The organism is Pseudomonas sp. 210_17 TE3656 (genome assembly GCF_054821965.1).
Map to the genome: position 1 here is coordinate 1,684,488 of NZ_JBTRBC010000001.1, position 23,556 is coordinate 1,708,043.

Annotated in this window: 26 protein-coding genes; 1 reads left to right on the plus strand and 25 read right to left on the minus strand. The window is 60.8% G+C overall.

Annotated elements, in window-relative coordinates; all coding sequences use genetic code 11:
- Positions 1-16: 16 nt before the first annotated feature.
- The 21 genes from ACVI9W_RS07950 to trmJ form a co-directional block, all read right to left on the minus strand.
- Positions 17-808, minus strand: coding sequence for an amidohydrolase (locus ACVI9W_RS07950; protein ID WP_342623207.1), 792 nt, complete (start codon positions 806-808; stop codon positions 17-19).
- Positions 796-1,944 carry a pyridoxal phosphate-dependent aminotransferase gene (locus ACVI9W_RS07955; protein WP_461529689.1) on the minus strand — a complete coding sequence of 383 codons (1,149 nt, stop codon included), beginning with the start codon at positions 1,942-1,944 and terminating at the stop codon, positions 796-798. The genes ACVI9W_RS07950 and ACVI9W_RS07955 overlap by 13 nt, the downstream gene beginning before the upstream one ends.
- Positions 1,945-2,103: 159 nt before the next feature.
- Complete coding sequence (gene der, locus ACVI9W_RS07960) at positions 2,104-3,564, minus strand: ribosome biogenesis GTPase Der (RefSeq protein WP_038614501.1); 1,461 nt, start codon at positions 3,562-3,564, stop codon at positions 2,104-2,106.
- A 116-nt stretch (positions 3,565-3,680) separates the two neighbouring features.
- The gene (bamB, locus tag ACVI9W_RS07965) at positions 3,681-4,832 is read right to left on the minus strand and encodes an outer membrane protein assembly factor BamB (RefSeq protein WP_422419971.1); all 1,152 of its coding nucleotides are present in this window, start codon (positions 4,830-4,832) and stop codon (positions 3,681-3,683) included.
- Positions 4,825-5,466 carry a YfgM family protein gene (locus ACVI9W_RS07970; RefSeq protein WP_461529690.1) on the minus strand — a complete coding sequence of 214 codons (642 nt, stop codon included), beginning with the start codon at positions 5,464-5,466 and terminating at the stop codon, positions 4,825-4,827. Before ACVI9W_RS07970 ends, bamB begins: the two co-directional genes overlap by 8 nt.
- 39 nt (positions 5,467-5,505) lie before the next feature.
- The gene (gene hisS, locus ACVI9W_RS07975; RefSeq protein ID WP_157194055.1) at positions 5,506-6,795 is read right to left on the minus strand and encodes a histidine--tRNA ligase; all 1,290 of its coding nucleotides are present in this window, start codon (positions 6,793-6,795) and stop codon (positions 5,506-5,508) included.
- Between the two features lie 24 nt (positions 6,796-6,819).
- Positions 6,820-7,929: a flavodoxin-dependent (E)-4-hydroxy-3-methylbut-2-enyl-diphosphate synthase gene (gene ispG / locus ACVI9W_RS07980; protein WP_038614506.1), complete on the minus strand. Its 1,110-nt coding sequence runs from the start codon at positions 7,927-7,929 to the stop codon at positions 6,820-6,822.
- A 3-nt stretch (positions 7,930-7,932) separates the two neighbouring features.
- On the minus strand, positions 7,933-8,976 hold the full coding sequence (locus tag ACVI9W_RS07985) for a RodZ domain-containing protein (protein WP_461529691.1): 1,044 nt from the start codon (positions 8,974-8,976) through the stop codon (positions 7,933-7,935).
- Positions 8,976-9,734 carry a type IV pilus biogenesis/stability protein PilW gene (gene pilW / locus ACVI9W_RS07990; RefSeq protein ID WP_461529692.1) on the minus strand — a complete coding sequence of 253 codons (759 nt, stop codon included), beginning with the start codon at positions 9,732-9,734 and terminating at the stop codon, positions 8,976-8,978. The genes ACVI9W_RS07985 and pilW overlap by 1 nt, the downstream gene beginning before the upstream one ends.
- 13 nt (positions 9,735-9,747) lie before the next feature.
- A complete protein-coding gene (gene rlmN / locus ACVI9W_RS07995; RefSeq protein WP_157194061.1) occupies positions 9,748-10,893 on the minus strand; it encodes a dual-specificity RNA methyltransferase RlmN in 1,146 nt (381 codons plus the stop codon).
- Between the two features lie 28 nt (positions 10,894-10,921).
- The gene (gene ndk, locus ACVI9W_RS08000; RefSeq protein WP_422419977.1) at positions 10,922-11,347 is read right to left on the minus strand and encodes a nucleoside-diphosphate kinase; all 426 of its coding nucleotides are present in this window, start codon (positions 11,345-11,347) and stop codon (positions 10,922-10,924) included.
- Between the two features lie 91 nt (positions 11,348-11,438).
- On the minus strand, positions 11,439-11,639 hold the full coding sequence (gene iscX / locus ACVI9W_RS08005; RefSeq protein ID WP_028942766.1) for a Fe-S cluster assembly protein IscX: 201 nt from the start codon (positions 11,637-11,639) through the stop codon (positions 11,439-11,441).
- 12 nt (positions 11,640-11,651) lie between these two features.
- The gene (gene fdx / locus ACVI9W_RS08010) at positions 11,652-11,993 is read right to left on the minus strand and encodes an ISC system 2Fe-2S type ferredoxin (RefSeq protein WP_274295744.1); all 342 of its coding nucleotides are present in this window, start codon (positions 11,991-11,993) and stop codon (positions 11,652-11,654) included.
- Positions 11,994-11,996: 3 nt separating this feature from the next.
- Positions 11,997-13,859, minus strand: coding sequence for a Fe-S protein assembly chaperone HscA (gene hscA / locus ACVI9W_RS08015; RefSeq protein WP_461529693.1), 1,863 nt, complete (start codon positions 13,857-13,859; stop codon positions 11,997-11,999).
- Positions 13,860-13,901: 42 nt separating this feature from the next.
- Positions 13,902-14,423 (minus strand): co-chaperone HscB, encoded by a 522-nt coding sequence (gene hscB / locus ACVI9W_RS08020; RefSeq protein WP_461529694.1) that lies wholly within the window; start codon positions 14,421-14,423, stop codon positions 13,902-13,904.
- An 8-nt stretch (positions 14,424-14,431) separates the two neighbouring features.
- Positions 14,432-14,755, minus strand: a complete 324-nt coding sequence (gene iscA / locus ACVI9W_RS08025) for an iron-sulfur cluster assembly protein IscA (protein ID WP_038614517.1) — start codon at positions 14,753-14,755, stop codon at positions 14,432-14,434.
- A 28-nt stretch (positions 14,756-14,783) separates the two neighbouring features.
- Complete coding sequence (gene iscU, locus ACVI9W_RS08030; protein ID WP_002552476.1) at positions 14,784-15,170, minus strand: Fe-S cluster assembly scaffold IscU; 387 nt, start codon at positions 15,168-15,170, stop codon at positions 14,784-14,786.
- Positions 15,171-15,216: 46 nt separating this feature from the next.
- Positions 15,217-16,431 (minus strand): IscS subfamily cysteine desulfurase, encoded by a 1,215-nt coding sequence (locus ACVI9W_RS08035; protein WP_461529695.1) that lies wholly within the window; start codon positions 16,429-16,431, stop codon positions 15,217-15,219.
- Between the two features lie 42 nt (positions 16,432-16,473).
- Positions 16,474-16,965: a Fe-S cluster assembly transcriptional regulator IscR gene (gene iscR / locus ACVI9W_RS08040; protein WP_038614519.1), complete on the minus strand. Its 492-nt coding sequence runs from the start codon at positions 16,963-16,965 to the stop codon at positions 16,474-16,476.
- Between the two features lie 153 nt (positions 16,966-17,118).
- The gene (gene cysE / locus ACVI9W_RS08045; protein ID WP_461529696.1) at positions 17,119-17,901 is read right to left on the minus strand and encodes a serine O-acetyltransferase; all 783 of its coding nucleotides are present in this window, start codon (positions 17,899-17,901) and stop codon (positions 17,119-17,121) included.
- Positions 17,902-18,675: a tRNA (cytosine(32)/uridine(32)-2'-O)-methyltransferase TrmJ gene (gene trmJ, locus ACVI9W_RS08050; protein WP_461529697.1), complete on the minus strand. Its 774-nt coding sequence runs from the start codon at positions 18,673-18,675 to the stop codon at positions 17,902-17,904. It abuts the gene before it with no gap.
- Positions 18,676-18,820: 145 nt separating this feature from the next.
- Here trmJ and suhB point away from each other — a divergent pair, with 145 nt between their 5' ends.
- Positions 18,821-19,639: a type III secretion system regulator SuhB gene (suhB, locus tag ACVI9W_RS08055; RefSeq protein ID WP_038614523.1), complete on the plus strand. Its 819-nt coding sequence runs from the start codon at positions 18,821-18,823 to the stop codon at positions 19,637-19,639.
- Positions 19,640-19,698: 59 nt separating this feature from the next.
- Here the strand turns inward: suhB and ACVI9W_RS08060 are convergent, their stop codons facing one another.
- The 4 genes from ACVI9W_RS08060 to yajC all read right to left on the minus strand — a co-directional run bounded on the left by ACVI9W_RS08060 (position 19,699) and on the right by yajC (position 23,554).
- Positions 19,699-20,247, minus strand: coding sequence for a glycine zipper 2TM domain-containing protein (locus ACVI9W_RS08060; protein WP_157194071.1), 549 nt, complete (start codon positions 20,245-20,247; stop codon positions 19,699-19,701).
- A gap of 121 nt (positions 20,248-20,368) precedes the next feature.
- A complete protein-coding gene (secF, locus tag ACVI9W_RS08065; RefSeq protein WP_038614525.1) occupies positions 20,369-21,280 on the minus strand; it encodes a protein translocase subunit SecF in 912 nt (303 codons plus the stop codon).
- Between the two features lie 9 nt (positions 21,281-21,289).
- Entirely contained in the window at positions 21,290-23,155 is a 1,866-nt protein-coding gene (gene secD / locus ACVI9W_RS08070) for a protein translocase subunit SecD (RefSeq protein WP_461529698.1), read from the minus strand.
- A gap of 63 nt (positions 23,156-23,218) precedes the next feature.
- Positions 23,219-23,554, minus strand: a complete 336-nt coding sequence (gene yajC / locus ACVI9W_RS08075) for a preprotein translocase subunit YajC (RefSeq protein WP_010223473.1) — start codon at positions 23,552-23,554, stop codon at positions 23,219-23,221.
- Between the last annotated feature and the right edge of the window lie 2 nt (positions 23,555-23,556).

A 23,556-nucleotide genomic window follows, 5' to 3' on the forward strand; every position in this document is an offset into this window, starting at 1 on the left:
TGTCCCGCGATTGCGGTCAATGCAACTCGAACGTGTCCGCGTCCAGATTGGCCGGAAAACGCGTGCGGTAGGCTGCCAGGTCAGCCGCGTTGAGAATCACAGTAAAGACTCCATCCGCCTCCCCCGCGCTGAGCAGGCTCTCGCCCTGGAAATCCAGCACCTGGCTGTCGCCAGAATAGGCAAAGCCCTTGCCGTCAGTACCGACCCGGTTCACCGCCGCCACGTAACACAGGTTTTCAATGCCCCGTGCCGGCAACAGGCGGTTCCAGTGCTGACGCCGCGCCGCCGGCCAGTTGGCCGTGTACAGCAGCAGGTCGGTATCTTGCGCATCACGGCTCCACACCGGGAAGCGCAGGTCGTAGCAGATCAGCGTACGCACCCGCCAGCCCTTGACCTCGAACTGCACCTGGCGCTCGCCCGGGGTGTAGTGCTTGTGCTCGCCGGCCATGCGGAACAGATGGCGCTTGTCGTAGAACAGGATCTCGCCATCCGGGCGCGCCCAGAGCAGGCGGTTGCGGTGGCTGCCATCGGCGGCCTGGATGATCACACTGCCGGTAACCACCGCATCGAGCTTTTTCGCCTGGCTCTTGAGCCACTTGTAGGTCGGGCCGTTTTCCGGCTCGGCCAGGCTCTCGGAGTCCATGGAGAAACCGGTGGTGAACATTTCCGGGAGGATGATCAGATCGGCGCCACGGGCCTGCTCCAGCAAGCCCTCGAAATGTTCGTAGTTGGCCAGGCGGTCGTGCCAGGCCAGGGTTGTCTGCACCAGGGCGACTTTCAGGTTAGGCAGAGCACTCAGATCGCGCATAACTTCTCCGCTGCCTGACGCAGCGTCTCCTCGCGTTTGGCAAAACACAGGCGCACCAGGCGCTGCTCGGGAATGGCTTGCTGGTAGAACACCGACACCGGAATGGTTGCCACCCCGTGTTCACGGGTGAGCCACAGCGACATCTCGACGTCGTTCAGGTCCGGGCGGATGGCTGAGTAGTCGACCAGCTGGAAGTAAGTGCCAGCGGTGCGGGTGAACTGAAAGCGTGACGTGGCCAGCAGATCGCAGAACAGGTCGCGCTTGGCCTGGTAGAAGGCCGGGAGTTCTTCGACGTGCTCCGGATGCTCGGCCATGAAATCGGCCAGCGCCCATTGCAGCGGGGTCACACCACAGAAGTTGACGTACTGATGGACCTTGCGCAGTTCAGCGCTCAGTGCCGGCGGAGCGACGACATAGCCGGTCTTCCAGCCAGTAACGTGATAGGTCTTGCCGAACGAGCTGACGACAAAGGCACGCTGGTACAGCGCTTCAACGGCCAGCACACTGGCGTGCTGTACGCCGTCGAACACCAGGTGTTCATAGACCTCGTCGCTGATCAGGTAGATATCGCGGTCGGCGATCAACAGTGCCAGCTTGTCCAGGTCATCGCGACTGATCAGCGTGCCGCTGGGGTTATGCGGCGAGTTGAGGATGATCATTCGTGTACGTGGGCTCAGGGCATCAGTGAGCTTCTGCCAGTCGATGGCAAATTGACCATCGGTGAGCTGTACATGCACGCAACGCCCGCCGGCCAGTTCGACCGAAGGCTCGTAGCTGTCATAGCACGGGTCGAAGACAATCACTTCATCACCGGCACGAATGACTGCATGGATGGCACAAAAGATCGCTTCGGTGGCACCCGGGGTAATGGTGACCTCCGTCTCGGCATCGACACTGACGCCATAACTGCGGGCGATCTTGGTCGCGACCTGCTGGCGCAACGCAGGCAAACCGGTCATCGGGCAATACTGATTATGACCGGCAGCGATATGCCGGCCGGCTGCATCGAGCAGGGCCTGGGGACCATTGAAATCGGGAAAACCCTGGGACAGGTTCAAGGCGCCGGTTTGCACGGCGAGCTGGGACATGGTGGTAAAGATGGTCGTGCCGACGTTCGGCAACTTGCTACTGATCATGAAGCCCTCTTTCCTGCTGAACAATCCGGCGGTCAGAGACCGAGCATAGCGGATTGAGTGGTCAGGAAAAAGGTTGAAACAGTCGCAGGTAATCGCGGGGCAAGCCCGCTCCCACAGGTTTTAATCAACCGGTGGGAGCGGGCTTGCCCCGCGATGCATTCAGCGTTTGTCTTTACGCTTCTTCTCGGCTTTCTTGTGGTGCGACATCAAGCGGCGCTTCTTGTTGACCTGGCGGTCGGTCAAGGCGTTCTTGTTGCCTTCGTACGGGTTCTCACCACCCTTGTACTCGATGCGGATCGGCGTACCGACCAGCTTGAGCACGCGGCGATAGGTGTTTTCCAGGTAGCGCGAGTAGGATTTGGGTACTTTCTCGACCTGGTTACCGTGGATCACGATGATCGGCGGGTTGGCGCCCCCCAGGTGGGCATAGCGCAGCTTGATCCGGCGACCGTTGACCATCGGCGGCTGGTGATCGCTGATCGCGTCTTCGAGGATCTGGGTCAGGCGGCTGGTCGGCCAGCGGGTGACCGCCGACTTGAAGGAGTTCTGCACCGACTGGTACAGGTTGCCCACACCAGTGCCGTGCAGCGCCGAAATGAAGTGGATGTCGGCGAAGTCGACGAAGAACAGCCGGCGTTCCAGCTCGGTCTTCACGTAGTCGCGTTCACCTGGCTGCATGCCATCCCACTTGTTCAGGGCGATAACGATGGCGCGGCCGGCTTCCAGGGCAAAGCCCAGCAGGTTCAGGTCATGGTCAACCACGCCTTCGCGGGCATCCATGACGAAGATGACCACGTTGGCATCCTTGATCGCCTGCAGGGTTTTGACCACGGAGAACTTTTCGACTTCTTCGTGGATCTTGCCGCGCTTGCGCACCCCGGCGGTGTCGATCAGGGTGTACTTCTCTTCATTACGCTCGAAGGGAATGTAGATACTGTCGCGGGTGGTGCCCGGCTGATCGTAAACGATTACCCGGTCTTCACCGAGCATGCGGTTGACCAGGGTCGATTTGCCGACGTTCGGACGACCGATGATGGCGATCTTGATGCCATCTTTCTCGCTCGGGCCAGGGATGCGTACCGCTTCTTCGCCTTCGGCGACGTCGGTATCGATCTCTTCTACATTGTCGCGCGGGAAGTCGCTGAGCACGGCTTCAAGCAGGTTGTTGACGCCACGGCCCTGAGCTCCGGCGACGCCGATGGCGTTGCCCATGCCCAACGGCGAGAACTCGGCGATGGCAATCTGCGGATCGATGTTGTCGATCTTGTTGGCGACCAGGAACGAGCGCTTGTTGCGCTTGCGCAGGTGCTCGGAAATCATCTGGTCGGCGGCGGTCAGACCGGCGCGGGCGTCAACCAGGAACAGCACCACATCGGCTTCTTCGATGGCCAGCAGCGACTGCTCGGCCATTTTCTCGTCCATGCCATGCTCGTCACCGGAAATACCACCGGTGTCGACCAGGATGTACGAGCGGCCTTGCCAGCTTGCTTCACCGTATTGGCGGTCACGGGTCAGCCCGGACAGGTCGCCGACGATAGCGTCACGGGTCCTGGTCAGGCGGTTGAACATGGTGGATTTACCGACGTTCGGTCGGCCCACCAGGGCGATTACGGGAACCATGCGGCTCTCCACTTCATAAATTCAGAAAATACAAAGGCCGCTGCACTGCAGCGGCCGGAGTTCGGGCGGCACCCGAAGTGCCGCAGCCCGAGGCCTGCACGGCCTCAAGCATAGCCTCAGCGGATGGTCAGCGCCTCGAGCTTGCCGCTGTTGCCGTACACATAGATGGTGTCACCCACCACCAGCGGACGGGCGCGCAGGCCATCGCTGTCGATACGCTCACGACCGACGAAGCGACCGTCGACCTGGCTGAGCAGGTGCAGGTAGCCTTCCAGGTCACCTACTGCTACATAGCTGGAGAACACTTCCGGCGCCGACAATTGACGACGTGCCAGCGAATCGTTGCTCCACAGGGCGCTCGAAGAACGCTCGTCGATGCCTTCCACGGTACCCGAAGCCAGGCTCACGTAGACGTTACCGAAGCCCTGGGCCACACCGGTGTAGCTGGAAGCATCACGCTGCCACAACACCCGGCCGCTTTCCAGATCCAGGCCGGCAACCCGCCCCTGGTAGCTGGTCACGTACAGGGTACCGCCAGACAGCAGCAGGCCGCCGTCGATATCGACAACCCGGTCAAGCTCCGAGCGACCCTGCGGGATGGCCACACGTTGCTCCCAGACCGGTACACCGTTACGGGTATCGAGGGCGACGACCTTACCGGTCGACAGACCAGCAACTGCCAGGTGGTTGGTCACGATCGGCGCACCGGTACCACGCAGTGTCAGTACCGCTGGAGTGCTTTCGTAGATCCAGCGGCGATCACCGGTGCTGGCATCCAGGCCGATCACACGGTCGTCCTGGGTTTGCACCACCACCACGTCACCGTTGGTGGCAGGCGGCGCCAGCACTTCACTGGTAACACGCGAACGCCAGCGTTGCTCACCGGTACTGGCATCCAGAGCGATCACTTCACCGCGCAGGGTACCGAGCATGACCATGCCGTAACCGACGCCAACGGCACCGGAGACAGGCAGTTCAAGATCCTTTTTCCAGGCCACGTCGCCGGTATTGCGATCCATGGCCATCACCACGCCGGTCACATCGGCGGCGTAGATACGATCGTTCTCGATCGCCGGGACCAGCATGTTGAAGGACTCGCCCTGACCGTCACCGATCGAACGACTCCATTGCTTCTTCAGGACCACCTCTTCGGTGAACTTGGTCAGCTCGGCCGGCGGCAATTCCTTTTTGCTGTTGCTGCTGCAACCCGCGGCCAGAATGGCCAGGGTCAGCACTGCTGCATGTTTCCAACCGATCACGTCACGCATCCCCTTTGGCCAGGTCGTCGAGCTTGAGTTGCAAACCACCGATCGCGGCGTCGTCAGACAGCGCGGCCTTGGCCTTTTCGTAAGCGGCATGGGCATCAGCAGCACGACCCAGCTGTACCAGCAGGTCGCCCTTGAGCTCTTCACGGCTGGCCAGGAACGCTTTGTCGGCGTCGCCGTCCAGCAGTTTCAGCGCTTCTTCAACCTTGTTCTGGGCAGCCAGGACGCGGGCCAGACGCTGACGGGCGATTTCGCCCAAGGTGTCATCAGCCGGCTTGTCGGCGATCGACTTGAGCTCGGCAGCAGCGTCATCGAGCTTGCCGGCCTCGACCGCGACCTTGGCCACGAACAGGCTGCCGTACTGGGCATAGGCGCTACCGCCAAACTCGTTCTTGAGCTTGCCGGAAAGTTCCGCGACCTTGGCCGCATCCGGCTCGCCGCTTGGCGTCAGGGTGGTTTCCAGCAGGGCCTGATAAAGGTTCGAGGCGCCTTGCGACTGGTTGCCCTGGTATTTCTGGAAGGCTTGCCAGCCGAACACTATTACCAGTGCCAGCAGGCCGCCGGTTACCAGTGGCTTGCCATTACGCTGCCACCAGTCCTTGAAGGCCGCCAGCTGTTCATCATCGGTACTCGACACCCCAATACTCCTTTTCACCAAATCGGCTGTTGACCCGCTTCACGCCTGCGCGAGGGAAGCTTCCAGGTGCTCTGCCAGAGCATCCCAGGCAATGTTTTGTTGTTCGCCCTGGCCACGCAGGGGTTTGAAACCTACCACTTGTTGCGCCAGTTCGTCGTCCCCCAGGATCAAGGCGAACAGCGCGTTGCTCTTGTCGGCCTTCTTGAACTGACTCTTGAAGCTGCCAGCACCGGCATTGACCTGCAGGCGCAGGTTCGGCAGGCGATCGCGCAGACGCTCGCTCAGGGCCAGGCCCGCCAGTTCTGCCTGCTCACCGAAGGCGCACAGGTAGACATCGACCTGACGGTTGATCGACTCGGGTACCTGCTCCAGGGTTTCCAGCAGCAGGATCAGGCGCTCGATACCCATGGCGAAACCAACGCCCGGGGTCGGCTTGCCGCCCATCTGCTCGACCAGGCCATCGTAGCGGCCACCGGCGCAGACAGTGCCCTGGGAGCCGAGCTTGTCGGTGACCCACTCGAACACGGTCTTGCTGTAGTAGTCCAGGCCGCGCACCAGCTTGGTGTTGATCACGAACGGGATACCGGCGGCGTCCAGACGTGCCTTGAGGCCATCGAAATGTACCCGCGACTCTTCGTCCAGGTAGTCTTCGAGCTTCGGCGCGCCAACCAGCACCGCCTGGGTGTTGGCGTCCTTGCTGTCGAGGATGCGCAGCGGGTTGGTCTTCAGGCGACGCTGACTGTCTTCGTCCAGCTGCTCCAGACGCGCCGAGAGGAACTCGACCAGCGCATCACGGTAGCGTGCACGGGCTTCGCTGGTGCCCAGGCTGTTGAGTTCGAGCTTGACCGCGTCACGGATCCCCAACAGGCCCCACAGGCGCCAGGTGAGGACGATCAACTCGGCGTCGATGTCCGGACCGTCGAGGTTGAAGACTTCGACGCCGATCTGGTTGAACTGGCGATAGCGACCCTTCTGTGGGCGCTCGTGGCGGAACATCTGGCCGATGTACCAGAGTTTCTGCACCTGGCCACCGCCGCTGATGCCGTGCTCGAGTACTGCACGCACGCAGGCCGCAGTGCCTTCCGGACGCAAGGTCAGGGAGTCACCGTTGCGGTCGGCGAAGGTGTACATCTCTTTTTCGACGATGTCGGTCACTTCACCGATCGAGCGCTTGAACAGCTCGGTGAACTCAACGATCGGCGTACGGATCTGACGATAGCCGTAGGTGTCCAGCAGGCCGGCGACGGTGCTCTCGAAATAGCGCCACAGCGGGGTCTGCTCGGGCAGGATGTCGTTCATGCCACGGATGGCTTGCAGCGATTTGCTCACGGAAAATCCTTACGAATCTGGGTATCAGCCACGGGCGATCAACGCCGCGTCGGCCTCGGCCTTTTCGGCCGCTTTCTGGCGGATGAGCCGTTCCAGCTCATCGACCAGGTTGTCATTGGTCAGCTTCTGCGCAGGTTTGCCATCGATGTAGATCAGGTTCGGCGTACCGCCGGTCAGCCCCACATGGGCTTCCTTGGCTTCGCCTGGACCATTGACCACACAGCCGATCACGGCCACGTCCATCGGTACCAGCAGGTCTTCCAGGCGCCCTTCCAGCTCGTTCATGGTCTTGACCACATCGAAATTCTGCCGCGAGCAGCTCGGGCAGGCGATGAAGTTGATACCACGCGAACGCAGGTGCAGGGACTTGAGGATGTCGTAACCGACTTTTACTTCCTCAACCGGGTCTGCCGCCAGGGAGATGCGAATAGTATCGCCAATCCCTTCGGCAAGCAGCATACCGAGGCCGACTGCGGATTTCACCGTGCCCGAACGCAGGCCACCGGCTTCAGTGATGCCCAGGTGCAGGGGCTGGATGATCTGCTTGGCCAACAGCCGATAGGCTTCGACCGCCATGAACACGTCGGAGGCCTTGACGCTGACCTTGAAGTCCTGGAAATCCAGGCGATCAAGGTGTTCGACGTGACGCATGGCCGACTCGACCAGCGCCGCCGGGGTTGGCTCGCCGTACTTTTTCTGCAGGTCCTTTTCCAGGGAACCGGCGTTGACGCCGATGCGGATCGGGATGCCGCGGTCACGGGCAGCGTCGACGACAGCACGCACGCGGTCTTCACGACCGATGTTGCCCGGGTTGATCCGCAGGCAGTCGACGCCCAGTTCGGCAACGCGCAAGGCAATACGGTAGTCGAAGTGGATATCGGCGACCAGCGGTACGCTGACCTGCTGTTTGATCCGGCCAAAAGCTTCGGCCGCGTCCATGTCCGGTACCGAGACACGAACGATGTCGACACCGGCATCAACCAGGCGGTTGATCTGTGCCACGGTGGCCGCGACATCGTTGGTGTCGGTGTTGGTCATGCTCTGCACGGCGATGGGGGCATCGCCGCCGACAGGAACATTACCTACCCAGATTTTTCGCGATTCGCGACGTTTGATCGGTGATTCGCCGTGCATGACTTATTGTCCCAACTTCAGGCGAGCAGTCTCGCCACTGGTGAACGGCGCAACGTCAACAGGCTGGCCGTTGTAGCTGACCTGCACGCCCCGGGCAAAGCCCAGGCGTACCGCAAACGGCGGCTTGCCGGTCAGGTCCAGGCTGTCGCCCTTGCGCTTGATGGCGCTGAACAGCACCTTGCCGTTGCCGTCAGTGACCGAAGTCCAGCAATCGGCGGTGAATTGCAGGTGCAGCTTGCCGCTGCCGGCAGGCGCCGGGGTCGGGGCCGCTGGTGCTGGCGTAGCGACCGGTGCGCTCGCCACCACCACAGGGGCGACGGGGGCGACCGGAGCAGGTGCCGGCGCTGCAGCTACCGGAGCGGCTGGTGCAGCAACGGGTGCAACAGGGGTAGTGACGGCCGGAGCTACCGGCACGAGCGGAGTGCTGCTTGGCGTTTGTGGCGCGGGCGCGGTTTCGGTCTGCTCAGTGGCCGCCGGGGCCTGCTCCAGGCTCAGCGGGGTGCTTTGCGGTTGCTGCGCGGCGCTGACAGCCTGGTCTTCAGGTTCGTCCAGCGGATGGATCTGGGTGGTGCCGTCGGCGCTTTCGACCTCGACATGTTCCAGGGCCATGTTGACCAGGTCTTTGCTGCTCTGGCTGCCCTGCTCCTGCCACCAGAAGAAGCCGCCACCAATCACCACAACCAACAGCAACAGGCTGACGACGCGCAGAATGTTGTGCGAGAGCCGCACCGGCTCTTCAATGCGACCCAACGCGTGCACGTCGCTGCCCTGGGCATCGGTACCGGTGCATTGGTCAAAAGCTTGCACCAGCGCCGCCTGATCCATGTCCAGCAACTTGGCATAGGCACGGATGTAGCCACGGGCAAAGGTGTGACCAGGCAGCTTGTCGAAGGCGCCGGCTTCAAGGTTGTTCAATGAGCTCACGGTCAGGTTCAGCTTGTGAGCCACTTCGGCTTGCGACCAGCCCCTGTTCTCACGGGCCTGACGCAGAGTCTCACCTGGATTCTCGCGAGTCGCTGCTGCTACTTCGGGATGCGCCGCTTTCATCATTGCTCCGACAGGTATTGCTGATATTCCGGCGTACCGGGATAAAGTCGTTGTAATTGCAGGCCCAGATCGGTGGCCTTGTTCCGTTCTTCGAAGACGCTGGCCAGGCGACTGCCCAGCAGCAAGCTGCGGGCACTGTGGTCGCTCAGCTGGCTGAAACGATCGTAGTAGTCACGGGCCGGCACATAATGCCTGTCTTCGTAAGACAACTCAGCCATTTCCAGCAACGCGCGTGGTTGCTGCTGGTTGAGCCGTAAAGCTTTTACCAGGTATTCCTGCGCCTGGTCGCGCTGGCCCAGCCGCAACGCGGTCAGGCCGAGACTCTCGAATACTCGTGAACGCTCAGGATACAGGGTATCGGCCGCAGCTTGGGCAAACATCTGCTGCGCCTGGACGTATTGCCCCTGAGCATAAAGGAAACTGCCGTAATTGTTACGGGTCCGCGTGTCGTCCGGGCGACTGGCCAGGGCCTTGCGGTAGTGCTTCTGCGCCAGTTCCGATTCGTCTTCGGCCTGATACACCAAAGCCAGGGCACCGTTTGCAGCGGCGTCCTGGCTATCGAGATCAAGCGCTTTTTTCAGCGGCCCTTTGGCCTGCTCGGTCAAACCTTGTTGCAAATAACCCAACCCCAACTGCACGTAGGCCTGCCCGGCCTGCGCGCGCCCTTCGCGCGTCGCCAGCGTGTCCGAACTCCCGCCGGACACGCAGCCTGCAAGCAGGGCGAGCGACAGAATCGACAGCGCGACGCGCAAGGTCATGGAGTTCCTCTCTTCAGTTGCGCACGGCGCTGTCTTGCATTTCGCCTTCAGCGTTCAACTGACGCACGGCGATATAGCGCTCGCTGCGGCGGGTCCGGTCCATCACCTGCCCTACCAGCTGACCACAGGCGGCGTCGATGTCTTCACCACGGGTGGTGCGCACCGTCACGTTGTAGCCGGCGTGGTGCAGGTGGTCCTGGAAACGGCGGATAGCGTTGTTGCTCGGCCGCTCGTAACCGGAATGCGGGAACGGATTGAACGGGATCAAGTTGATCTTGCACGGCACGTTCTTGAGCAGCTCGGCCATTTCCACGGCGTGTTCGAGCTTGTCGTTGACGTCCTTGAGCAGGGTGTACTCAATGGTCAACACACGCTTTTCACCGAGTTGTGACATGTAGTTCATGCACGACTCGAGCAGGACCTTGAGCGGGTATTTCTTGTTGATCGGCACCAGTTCGTTGCGCAGCGCATCGTTCGGCGCGTGCAGCGACAGGGCCAGGGAGACGTCGATGTGCTTGGCCAGCTCATCGATCATCGGTACCACGCCGGAGGTGGACAGGGTCACCCGGCGCTTGGAAATGCCGTAGCCGAGGTCGTCCATCATCAAATGCATGGCGGCGACCACGTTATCGAAGTTCAGCAGCGGCTCACCCATGCCCATCATCACCACGTTGGTGATGGCGCGGTCGATGGTGGCGGGAATGCTGCCGAACGATTTGTTGGCAATCCACACCTGGCCGATGACTTCGGCGGCGGTGAGGTTGCTGTTGAATCCTTGCTTGCCGGTGGAGCAGAAACTGCAGTCCAGGGCGCACCCGGCCTGAGACGAGACACACAAGGTGCCACGCTTGCCCTGGGGGATGTACACGGTCTCGACGCAGCTGCCGGACGCCACGCGCACCACCCATTTACGGGTGCCGTCGCTGGAGATGTCCTCGCTGACCACTTCCGGACCGCGAATCTCGGCAACAGCCTTGAGCTTTTCGCGCAAGGCCTTGCCGACATTCGTCATGGCGTCGAAATCATCGACGCCAAAGTGGTGAATCCATTTCATTACCTGACCGGCACGGAAACGCTTCTCCCCGATAGAGTCGAAGAATTTTTCCATTTCCGGCTGGGTCAGCCCCAACAGGTTAGTTTTGCCAGTCGATGTCGTCATGGATTCACCCTCACCCGTAAGCTTTCGCTTAGCGAGTGGTTACCTCGGTAGCTGCGAAGAAGTAAGCGATTTCGCGAGCAGCAGCGGCTTCGGAGTCCGAACCGTGAACGGCGTTGGCGTCGATGGATTCAGCGAAGTCGGCGCGGATGGTGCCTGGAGCAGCTTCTTTAGGGTTGGTAGCGCCCATCAGCTCACGGTTCAGAGCGATGGCGTTTTCGCCTTCCAGAACCTGAACAACAACTGGACCGGAGATCATGAAAGCAACCAGGTCACCGAAGAAACCGCGCTCTTTGTGCTCAGCGTAGAAGCCTTCGGCTTCGGCTTTGGACAGTTGCTTCAGTTTCGAAGCAACGATTTTCAGGCCAGCTTCTTCGAAGCGGGAAGTGATCTTGCCGATCACGTTCTTGGCAACGGCGTCAGGCTTGATGATCGAGAAAGTACGTTGAACAGCCATGGTGTAACTCCAGAAACGTTGAGTGAAGCGAAAAATTAAACCCGCGAATTATACGCGGGTTCCAGGGGATTGCCTAACCTGCCGAGCGCGCTCAGTCGGCTTCTTCGATCCAGGCCGCCTGGATGGCTTCGAGAACCTTCTCGCCGCCACGCTGCGGATCGTCACTGAACTCCGGCAAAGCCAGCACCCACTGGTGCAGATCGACGAAGTTCACATAACGAGGATCGACTTCCGGCTTGCTTTCGGCAAGCTGGATTGCAATTTCAAGTACATCAACCCATTTCAGGCTCATGTCAGCTCCAGATCAATGCGGCGCTTCGGCGGCGTGGTTGAGGGAGTACTTGGGAATCTCGACCGTCAGATCTTCGGTGCCGACCTTGGCCTGACAGGTCAGGCGCGACGTCGGTTCCAGGCCCCAGGCACGGTCAAGATAGTCCTCTTCCAGCTCATCAGCTTCATTGAGCGAGTTGAAGCCTTCGCGAATCACGCAGTGGCACGTGGTGCAAGCGCAGACGCCGCCGCAGGCGCTTTCGATTTCGATGTGGTTGTCATGCGCCACTTCGAGGATCGACTTACCTGTCTCGGCTTCTACAACCATGCCATCCGGGCAGAACTTCTCGTGGGGCAGAAAAATCACCTGCGGCATCTGTTACTCCTCGATCTCATTCAGGTTGCGCCCGGCCAACGCGGCTTTTACCGTCGAATCAAGGCGACGGGCGGCAAAGGCATCGGTCACCTGCGACAGACGTTTGGTCTGTTGCTCGATGGCAGCGCCATCGGTGCCGTTGATCAAATCACGCAAGTCTTGCATTTGTTGCTCGATAGCCAGGCGCTCTTCGGCGTCCAGCAGGCGTTCGCCATCGGCGTCCAGGGCACCCTGCACCGCCTCAAGCAGACGCTCGGCGTCAACCTGGTGCTCACGCAACTGGCGAGCGACCTTGTCAAAACCGGCATGTTCGAAGGAATCCTTGAGCATGCGAGCGATTTCGCCGTCGGTCAGACCGTAGGACGGCTTGACCTGGATGCTTGATTCGACGCCCGACCCCAGCTCGCGCGCCGAAACGCTGAGCAGGCCGTCGGCATCGACCTGGAAGGTCACGCGAATCTTCGCCGCACCGGCAACCATCGCCGGAATACCCCGCAGCTCGAAGCGCGCCAGCGAGCGGCAGTCGCTGATCAATTCACGTTCGCCTTGCAGCACGTGGATCATCATCGCCGATTGGCCATCTTTATAGGTGGTGAACTCCTGGGCACGGGCGACCGGGATGGTGGTGTTGCGCGGAATCACCTTCTCCATCAGCCCGCCCATGGTTTCAAGCCCCAGGGACAGCGGGATCACATCAAGCAGCAGCAGTTCGCCACCATCGCGGCGGTTGCCGGCCAGGGTATCGGCCTGGATCGCGGCACCGATGGCGACCACCTGATCCGGATCGATTTCGGTCAACGGGGTGCGGCCAAACAGGGCACCGACCGCCTCACGCACACGCGGAACGCGGGTCGAACCACCGACCATGACCACCGCGCCGACCTCTTCAAGCTCGACACCACTGTCACGCACGGCGCGACGGCAAGCCTTGAGGCTACGGGCGATCATCGGCTCGATCAACGCGTCGAAGGCGCTGCGGGTCAGCTCCGCCTGCCAGTTGCCATAGGCAACACTGACCGAGTCAGCATCGGTCAGGGCTTCCTTGGCCGCGCAAGCGGTTTGCAGCAGCTGGCGCTGGGCACCCGGATCAAGGTCCGAGGACAGGCCGGCCTGCTCGACGATCCAGCTGGCGACTGCGTGATCGAAGTCGTCGCCGCCCAGGGCGCTGTCGCCACCGGTGGCCAACACTTCAAAGACGCCGCCGGTCAGGCGCAGGATCGAGATATCGAAAGTCCCGCCACCCAGGTCATAGATAGCCACCAGGCCTTCGGCGTTCTGGTCCAGACCATAGGCCACGGCCGCTGCAGTCGGCTCATTGAGCAGACGCAAGACGTTCAGACCGGCCAGGCGCGCAGCGTCCTTGGTGGCTTGGCGCTGAGCATCGTCGAAATAGGCTGGAACAGTAATGACCGCACCGACCAACTCGCCACCCAAGGTCTCTTCAGCGCGCTGACGCAGAACCTTGAGGATATCGGCCGAGACTTCCACCGGGCTTTTCGGGCCCTGAATGGTGTCGATGAACGGCATGTGCGATTCACCGCCGACAAAGCGGTATGGCAGTTGCTCGCCCAGCTGCTTGACGTCCGCCAGGCCACGGCCCATCAGGCGCTTGACCGACAGCACGGTATTGAGCGGATCGCTGGAGGCGGCATCGCGCGCGACCTGACCGACATCGATGTGATCAGCGTGATAACGCACCGCCGAAGGCAGGATGACCCGGCCTTGAGCGTCAGGCAGGGGCTCGCTACGGCCGCTGCGCAGGGCGGCAACCAGGGAGTTGGTGGTACCAAGGTCAATACCCACCGCCAGGCGGCGCTGGTGCGGCTGAGGACTCTGACCGGGTTCGGCAATCTGCAGTAGGGCCATGCTTATCTGAATACCAGGGGCGCCGCCAGAGGCAGCGCCGGGTTAATCGTCGAGGCGCTCTTCCAGCTGGCGCACTTCATAGGCGAGCTTGTCGAGAAACTGCATGCGGCGCATCAGGCGCTCGGCCTGTTCGCGCTGCGCAGCATCATCCCAGCAGGCGGCGAAGTCCTCGTTGAGTGCTTCCTGGGCGGTTTTCAGGCGACGCTTGAAAACCGCCACGCCATCGAGGTCGGCACTGTCCTGCAGGTCTTCGAGTTCTTCGCGCAATTGCATCTGCTGCAGCAGGAACTCGGGATCATGGACGGTGACTTCCTGCGGCACTTCATGGCCGCCGATCGCCAACAGGTAGCGGGCACGCCGGGGCGCGCTCTTGAGAGTCTGGTAGGCCTCGTTCAGCGCAGCCGAACGCTCCAGCGCAATGCGCTGTTTACGTTCGGAGGCATCGGCGAAGCGATCCGGATGGACCTCGCGGGCCAGCTCGCGATAGCGAACGGCCAACTTGTCGAGATCCAGGCGGAAGCCAGGTTGCAGGTCAAACAGGGCGAAATGACAAGGAGTACCCACGCGCAGCCTCAGACGTTGAAGCTTTCGCCGCAGCCACACTCACCGCGTACGTTGGGGTTGTTGAACTTGAAGCCTTCGTTCAACCCTTCCTTGACGAAATCCAGCTCGGTGCCGTCGAGGTACGTCAGGCTTTTCGGATCGATGATCACTTTCTGGCCATGGCTTTCGAAGACCTGGTCTTCGTCGGCCAGCTCATCGACGAACTCCAGCACATAGGCCAGGCCCGAGCAGCCGGTGGTGCGCACGCCGAGGCGAATTCCAACGCCTTTGCCGCGCCCATCAATGGAGCGCCGCACATGGTTGGCGGCGGCTTCTGTCATGCTGATAGCCATCGAGACTCCTTACCTGCAACAGGCGAACTTAGAGCAAACCTTTCTTCTGCTTGTAATCGCGAACGGCCGCCTTGATGGCGTCCTCTGCGAGTACCGAGCAGTGGATTTTCACTGGCGGCAGCGCCAGTTCTTCGGCCAGCTGGGTGTTCTTGATGGTTTCGGCTTCGTCCAGCGTCTTGCCCTTCATCCACTCGGTGGCCAGGGAGCTGGAGGCGATGGCCGAACCACAGCCGTAGGTCTTGAACTTGGCATCTTCGATGACGCCCTGCTCGTTGACCTTGATCTGCAGACGCATTACGTCGCCGCACGCTGGAGCACCGACCATGCCGGTGCCGACATCCGGGTCTTCGGCATTCATCTTGCCGACGTTACGCGGGTTTTCGTAGTGGTCGATGACCTTTTCACTGTATGCCATGGTGCAATTCCTTCCTCATCAGAGAGCCGCTCTTGCCGGCGACTACTTAGTGCGCAGCCCACTCAATCTTGGAGATGTCGACGCCGTCTTTGTACATATCCCACAGCGGCGACAGTTCGCGCAGCTTGGTCACGGCCTCGCAAACCTTCTGCGCGGCGTAGTCGATTTCTTCTTCGGTGGTGAAACGACCGAAGGTGAAGCGGATCGAGCTGTGTGCCAGTTCGTCGTTGCGGCCCAGGGCGCGCAACACGTAGGACGGCTCAAGCGAAGCCGAAGTACAGGCCGAGCCGGACGAAACGGCCAGGTCCTTGAGCGCCATGATCAGCGACTCGCCTTCGACATAGTTGAAGCTCAGGTTCAGGTTGTGCGGGATGCGCGCGGTCATGCAGCCGTTGATGTACAGCTCTTCCAGACCTTCAACCTGCTTGTAGAAGCGGTCGCTCAGGGCCTTGATGCGCACGTTCTCGCTGGCCATCAGCTCCTTGGCGATGGCGAAGGCTTCACCCATGCCGACGATCTGGTGGGTCGCCAGGGTGCCCGAACGCATGCCGCGCTCGTGACCGCCACCGTGCATGGTGGCTTCCAGGCGCACACGAGGCTTGCGGCTGACGTACAGCGCGCCGATACCTTTAGGGCCGTAGGTTTTGTGAGCAGAGAACGACATCAGGTCGACTTTCAGCTTCTGCAGGTCGATTTCGACCTTGCCGGTCGACTGGGCCGCATCAACGTGGAACATGACGCCGCGAGCGCGGGTCAGTTCGCCGATGGCAGCGATATCGTTGATGGTGCCGATTTCGTTGTTCACATGCATGATCGACACCAGGATGGTGTCATCACGCAGGGCAGCTTCAACCATGGCCGGAGTGATCAGGCCATCGGCGCCTGGCTCGATGTAGGTGACTTCGAAGCCTTCGCGCTCCAGCTGACGAGTGCTGTCCAGAACAGCCTTGTGCTCGATCTTGGAGGTGATCAGGTGCTTGCCCTTGGTGCCGTAGAAGTGCGCGACGCCCTTGATTGCCAGGTTGTCGGACTCGGTGGCACCGCTGGTCCAGACAATTTCCCGCGGGTCGGCATTGACCAGGTCAGCGACCTGGCGGCGGGCGTTCTCGACCGCTTCTTCGGCTTTCCAGCCAAAGACGTGGGAGCGCGACGCCGGGTTACCGAAGTTTCCGTCGACCAGCAGGCAGTCGCTCATCTTCTGGGCAACGCGTGGGTCGACCGGTGTGGTCGCGGAGTAATCGAGGTAGATCGGCAACTTCATTGAATATCTCCTATCAGGCGGTCGCGCCGCGCGTCGAAACGGTCATTCGACGGCGGACGTCTCAATCTTGTCCAGCTGCGGTGCCCGGCCTGCAATACGACGCAGGTCCTGGCGCTGGGCGACTTCTTGTACCTCACGGCGAGTAACAAGGTCAGCCAGGCTGATGCCGCTGAGAAACTCGTGAATCTGCTGGCTCAGGTCACACCACAAGTGGTGAGTCAGGCAGGTGTCGCCGGCGTGGCAATCACCCAGGCCCTGGCAGCGTGTGGCGTCGACCGATTCATTGACCGCGTCGATAACCTGGGCGACCTGAATGCTCTCCATGCTTCGCGACAGCTGATAGCCGCCGCCAGGTCCGCGCACACTGGAAACCAGGCTGCTGCGGCGCAGCTTTGCAAACAGCTGCTCCAGATAAGAGAGGGAGATGCCTTGGCGTTCGGAAATGTCGGCCAGAGACACCGGCCCATGCTGCGCGTGCAACGCCAGGTCGAGCATGGCGGTCACGGCGTATCGGCCTTTTGTAGTCAGTCGCATGGCTAGTAGGTACCACGGGGTTACGGGATGGGAGCGAGTATGCTATTCCCGAGCATTTAAGTCAACTATAAGACCTAGTGCTTTAGTCGGGTTTACCGCAAGACGGCGGCCGAATAATAGCAAACTAAGGGGCGTCTGCGCACGCCCCTTCTGTCAATGCGTCGACGCGTCGCTACGCGCTTCGTCCTTGATCTCGGCGAAGTCTTCTTCGCGCAGCGCTGGCAATTCCTTGGCGCAGTAGTCACTGCCCAGGCTCTTCAGCGCACCGCACATATCCTCCAGGCGCCCATCGACTGCCTGCAGGTGATCGAGCAACTGACCAATGGCACGGGCCACCGGGTCCGGCATATCTTCACTGACGCCGTAGGCATCGAAGCCGATCTTCTCGGCCATGGCTTTGCGCTTGGCTTCAACTTCGGCGTCGGTCTTGACGATGATGCGCCCGGGGATACCTACGGCAGTAGCGCCCGCCGGCACTGCCTTGGTTACCACGGCATTAGAGCCGATCTTGGCCCCGGCACCGACGGTAAAAGGCCCCAGCACCTTGGCTCCGGCACCCACCACCACGCCATCTTCCAGGGTCGGATGGCGCTTGCCCTTGTTCCAGCTGGTGCCGCCCAGGGTTACCCCCTGGTACAGGGTGACATCGTCGCCGATCTCGGCCGTTTCACCGATCACGATACCCATGCCATGGTCGATGAAAAAGCGCCGACCGACCTTGGCCCCCGGATGAATCTCGATGCCAGTCATCCAGCGCCCGAAGTTCGATACCAGCCGGGCCAGCCATTTCAGTTCCCGCTTCCACAAGGCATGCGCCGCGCGATGCAGCCAGATTGCGTGCATGCCCGGATAGCAGGTCAGCACATCAAAGGCATTGCGCGCCGCCGGGTCACGATGGAAAACGCTCTGGATATCTTCACGCAGACGCTCGAACATCTATTGATCCTTCAATTTGTGCGGCTCGCCGCGAACCGCTTTCTGGGTTTCCGTGAGTATGCCGCGCAAAATACTCATCTCCGATCGATTGACCGAACTGCGCCCGTACAAGCGGCGCAAACGCGGCATCAGGTGCTTGGGCTTCTGCGGGTCGAGAAATCCGATCTCGACCAACGTCTTTTCCAGGTGTTCATAGAACAATTCCATTTCATCCATGGTCGCCAGCTCGCTACTGCGAACCGACGTCACCTCGAATTTTTCCACCTTCGACGGCTGGCCTTCGGCAGCCAGCCAGGCCATGCGCACTTCATAGGCCAATACCTGCACTGCCGCCGCCAGATTCAGGGAGCTGAAATCGGGATTGGAGGGGATATGCACATGAAAATGGCATCGCTGCAACTCTTCGTTGGTCAGTCCGGCGTATTCACGGCCAAACACCAGGGCAATCTCTTCGCCCTGAACGGCATGCTCAACAACCTTGCTGCCGCATTCGCGCGGATCGACCAGCGGCCAGGGAATACGACGCTCACGGGCACTGGTACCAAACACCAGATTGCAGCCGACCAGCGCCTCTTCGAGGGTGGCAACCACCTGGGCGCCGCCCAGTACATCATCGGCACCCGACGCACGGGCATCGGCCTCATGCGACGGAAAATCCTGCGGATCGACCAGCACCAGGCGCGACAAGCCCATGTTTTTCATGGCACGCGCAGCGCCGCCGATATTGCCGGGGTGGCTGGTATTGACCAGAACAACACGAATATTTTGCAGCAAGGCGAGCGCTCACAGACACGGGAAAGAGACAGCAAATCTTACAGAACACACCGACTTTACGCTACGAAAGCAAATGTCACCCTTCTTCGCGCAAAGTTTTCTGCTAGAATGTTCGGCTTTCTTTAACGACCCAGGTGAAACGTCCATGCAGCCCATGCTGAATATCGCGCTGCGCGCCGCCCGCAGCGCCAGTGAATTGATTTTCCGCTCCATCGAGCGCCTGGATACCATCAAGGTTGATGAAAAAGACGCCAAGGATTACGTCTCGGAAGTCGATCGCGCCGCAGAGCAGAAAATCATTGATGCCCTGCGCAAGGCCTACCCGAATCACTCCATCTACGGCGAAGAAACCGGCCTGCACGCCGGCACCGGCGAAGAAGGCAAGGACTACCTGTGGATCATCGACCCACTGGACGGCACCACCAACTTCCTGCGTGGCATTCCGCACTTTGCTGTCAGCATTGCCTGCAAATACCGTGGCCGCCTTGAGCACGCCGTGGTTCTGGACCCTGTCCGCCAGGAAGAATTCACCGCCAGCCGTGGCCGTGGCGCCCAACTGAACGGTCGTCGCCTGCGCGTCAGCGCCCGCACCAGCCTGGAAGGCGCTCTGCTGGGTACCGGCTTCCCGTTCCGCGATAACCAGATGGCTGACCTGGACAACTACCTGGGCATGTTCCGCGCCCTGGTTGGCCAGACTGCCGGCATCCGCCGCGCTGGCGCTGCCAGCCTGGACCTGGCCTACGTCGCCGCCGGCCGCTTCGATGCCTTCTGGGAATCGGGCCTGTCGGAATACGACATGGCTGCAGGCGCCCTGCTGATCCAGGAAGCTGGCGGCCTGGTGAGCGACTTCACCGGCGGCCACGACTTCCTTGAAAAGGGTCACATCGTCGCTGGCAACATCAAGTGCTTCAAGGCCGTGCTGACCGCTATCCAGCCGCACCTGCCAGCTTCGATCAAACGCTAAGCGTCGATCGAACATAAAAAAAGCACCCTTCGGGGTGCTTTTTTTATGGCTGCGGGAGCTTACTGGCCTGGCTGGGCCTCACTCAGGATCAGCTTGCCCTCTTTATCCAGCGGAATCTGCGCACCCGGATCACGATCCATACGCACCTGACCGACCTTTTCGCCAATCGAATACTTCACGTCATAGCCAACCACTTTCTCGCTCAGGTCATTGACCGTGTTGCAGCGAGTTTGCGTGGTCGTGTAGGTATCGCGCTCCTGCATACCTTCCTGCACTTTGTTACCGGCATAGCCGCCACCGACCGCACCGGCCACCGTGGCAATCTTTTTGCCGGTACCACCACCAATCTGGTTACCCAGCAGGCCACCCGCCAAAGCACCGACCACGGTACCGGCAATCTGGTGCTGGTCCTTGACTGGCGCCTGACGCGTAACAGTCACGTCCTTGCATACTTCTCGTGGCGTTTTCACGGTCTGTTTGACCGGCTGCACCGCCAGCACCTCAGCGTATTCCGGCCCACTCTTGACCAGGTTGTAGGTGGCTACAGCACCTCCGGCAGTCACACCGACCGCACCCAGAACCGCACCCACCAGCATTGACTTGTTCACGTGAACCTCCTGATCGTACCTGCGGGAACTTTGCCCGCCTTCTCCCTGCCTTGGAGCATAAAAAAAGGCGCGAGTTCAATACTCGCGCCTTCTTCTACGACGAACAGCGTGGGAAAAACCCTTATGGACGGTCGTCCACGCCTTCGGCCTTGGCCGGAGGAATCAGGTCTTCGCTGCTCAGGTTCAGCCAGATCAGTACCACGTTGGCGATGTAGATCGACGAGTAGGTACCGGCCATGACACCGATGAACAAGGCCAGCGAGAAGCCCCACAGGTTGTCACCGCCGAAGAACAGCAGTGCGGCGATGGCCAACAGGGTCGACACCGAGGTGGCCACGGTACGCAGCAGGGTCTGGGTGGTCGAGATGTTGATGTTCTCGATCAGCGAAGCCTTGCGCAGTACCCGGAAGTTCTCACGCACCCGGTCGAACACCACGATGGTGTCGTTGAGCGAGTAACCGATGATCGCCAGTACTGCCGCCAGCACCGTCAGGTCGAAGGTGATCTGGAAGAACGACAGGATACCCATGGTCACGACCACGTCATGCACCAGCGAAAGGATCGCACCCAGGGCGAACTTCCACTGAAAGCGGAACGCCAGGTAGATCATGATGCCGCCCAGAGCCAGCAACATGCCCAGACCACCCTGGTCGCGCAGTTCTTCACCGACCTGCGGGCCGACGAACTCGACGCGCTTGACCACAGCCGGGTTGTCGCTGCTGACTTTCTGCAGCGCCTCGGAAACGCGGTTACCCAGCATCGGGTCATCGCCCGGCATACGCACCAGCAAATCGGTGGTAGCGCCGAAGCTCTGTACAACTGCATCTTCGAAGCCGGCCTTGACCAGCTCCTCACGCACCTGGCCGAGGTTGGCCGGACGCTCGTAGGTCAGCTCGATGAGCGTACCGCCGGTGAAGTCCAGGCCGAAGTTGAGCCCTTTGTAGAACCAGCTGAACAGCGCCAGTACGGTAAGAAGCAGGGTGACGCCGAACGCAACGTTGCGCACACCCATGAAGTTAATGGTACGTAACATGGCAGCCCCTTAAACCCACAGCTTCTTGAGATCACGCCCACCGCAGGTCAGGTTGACCATTGCGCGGGTAACCATGACGGCCGTGAACATCGAGGTGAAAATCCCGAGGGACATGGTAACCGCGAAGCCCTTGACCGGGCCGGTACCCATGGCGAAGAGGATGCCGCCGACCAGCAAGGTGGTCAGGTTGGCGTCGACAATCGCGGTATAGGCACGGTTGAAGCCTTCGTGGATAGCACGCTGGATCGACATGCCATTGGCCAGCTCTTCGCGAATCCGCGAGAAGATCAGCACGTTGGCGTCAACCGCCATACCCATGGTCAGGACGATACCGGCAATACCCGGCAGGGTCAGGGTTGCCCCCAGCAGCGACATCAGCGCCAGCAGCATGACCATGTTACCGGCCAGGGCGATGGTAGCGATCAGGCCAAAGGCACGGTAGATAGCCATGATGAACAGCGAGACGAACAGCATGCCCCACAGCGACGCATCGATACCCTTGGTGATGTTGTCGGCACCCAGGCTCGGGCCGATGGTGCGCTCTTCAGCGAAGTACATCGGTGCGGCCAGGCCACCAGCACGCAGCAGCAGGGCCAGCTCGGACGACTCACCCTGACCGTTGAGGCCGGTGATGCGGAACTGACTACCCAGCGGCGACTGGATGGTCGCCAGGCTGATGATCTTCTTCTCTTCGGTGAAGGTCTGGACGGCGACGTCTTTTTCCACGCCATCAACCATCTGCTTCACGTAGCGCGTGGTTGGACGCTGCTCGATGAAGATCACCGCCATGCTGCGACCGACGTTGCTGCGGGTAGCGCGACTCATCAGCTCGCCACCGTGACCATCCAGACGGATGTTCACTTGCGGACGGCCTTGCTCGTCGAAGCTGGCCTGTGCGTCGGTTACCTGGTCACCGGTGATGATCAGGCCACGCTCGACCGCTGCCGAACGACCGCCTTCACGGAACTCGAAGGTTTCGGTGGTAGCTTTCGAAGCACCCGGCTCGGCACCCAGACGGAACTCCAGGTTGGCGGTCTTGCCAAGGATACGCTTGGCTTCGGCTGTGTCCTGCACACCCGGCAGCTCGACCACGATGCGGTTGGCGCCCTGGCGCTGTACCAGTGGCTCGGCCACGCCCAGCTCGTTGACCCGGTTACGCACCGTGGTCAGGTTCTGCTTGATCGAGTATTCACGGATTTCCGCGACCTTGGCCGGGGTAATCGCCAGACGCAGCACCGACAAGCCGTTACGCTCGGTGGTGGTCAACTCGAAATCATTGAAATTCTTGCGGATCAGGCTGCGTGCCTGTTCGCGGGATTCATCATCGGAGAAGCCCAGCTGAATGCCGCCATCTTGTTGCGGCAGGCTGCGATAGCGCACACGCTCTTTGCGCAGCAGGCTTTTGACTTCGCCTTCATAGACTTTCAGACGGGCCGCCATGGCCTTGTCCATGTCCACTTCAAGCAGGAAGTGCACACCACCGGAGAGGTCCAGACCCAGCTTCATCGGGCTTGCACCCAGATTGCGCAGCCATTGTGGAGTGGTCGGGGCCAGGTTCAGTGCGACCACGTAGTCATCGCCCAGTGCCTTGCGCACTACATCCTTGGCTGGAAGTTGATCTTCCTGCTTGGTCAGGCGCAGCAGTGCACCTTTGCCCTTATCGCCCAGGCTCGCGGCCTTGACCTGGATACCGGCGTCGACGAGTGCTTTGCTCGCGCGATCCAGATCCGCCTGAGTGACCTGCAGCGCCGTACTGGCACCACTGACCTGGACGGCCGGATCATCAGGGTAGAGGTTGGGAGCGGAATAAATAAAACCGATCGCCAGTACCACCAGGATCAGTGCGTATTTCCACAGAGGGTATTTGTTCAGCATCACGCCGCCCGTTCAAGACGCGGGGCGCCTTGCGCGCCCCGTCGATTGGTAAAAAACTGAAACTTAGATCGCTTTGAGCGTACCTTTTGGCAGGGTCGCGGCAACGGCGCCCTTCTGGAACTTCAGCTCAACGTTGTCGGACACTTCCAGTACTACGAAGTCGTCGGCAACTTTGACGATCTTGCCAGCGATACCGCCGTTGGTGACAACTTCATCACCTTTTTGCAGGTTGCTCAGCAGGTTCTTCTGCTCTTTGGCACGTTTGGCCTGTGGACGCCAGATCATCAGGTAGAAGATGACCAGGAAGCCGACCAGGAAAATCCACTCAAAACCGGTTCCGGCTGGGCCGGCGGCAGGGGCTGCGGCGTCCGCGTAAGCGGCGGGAATCAGAAAGCTCATTT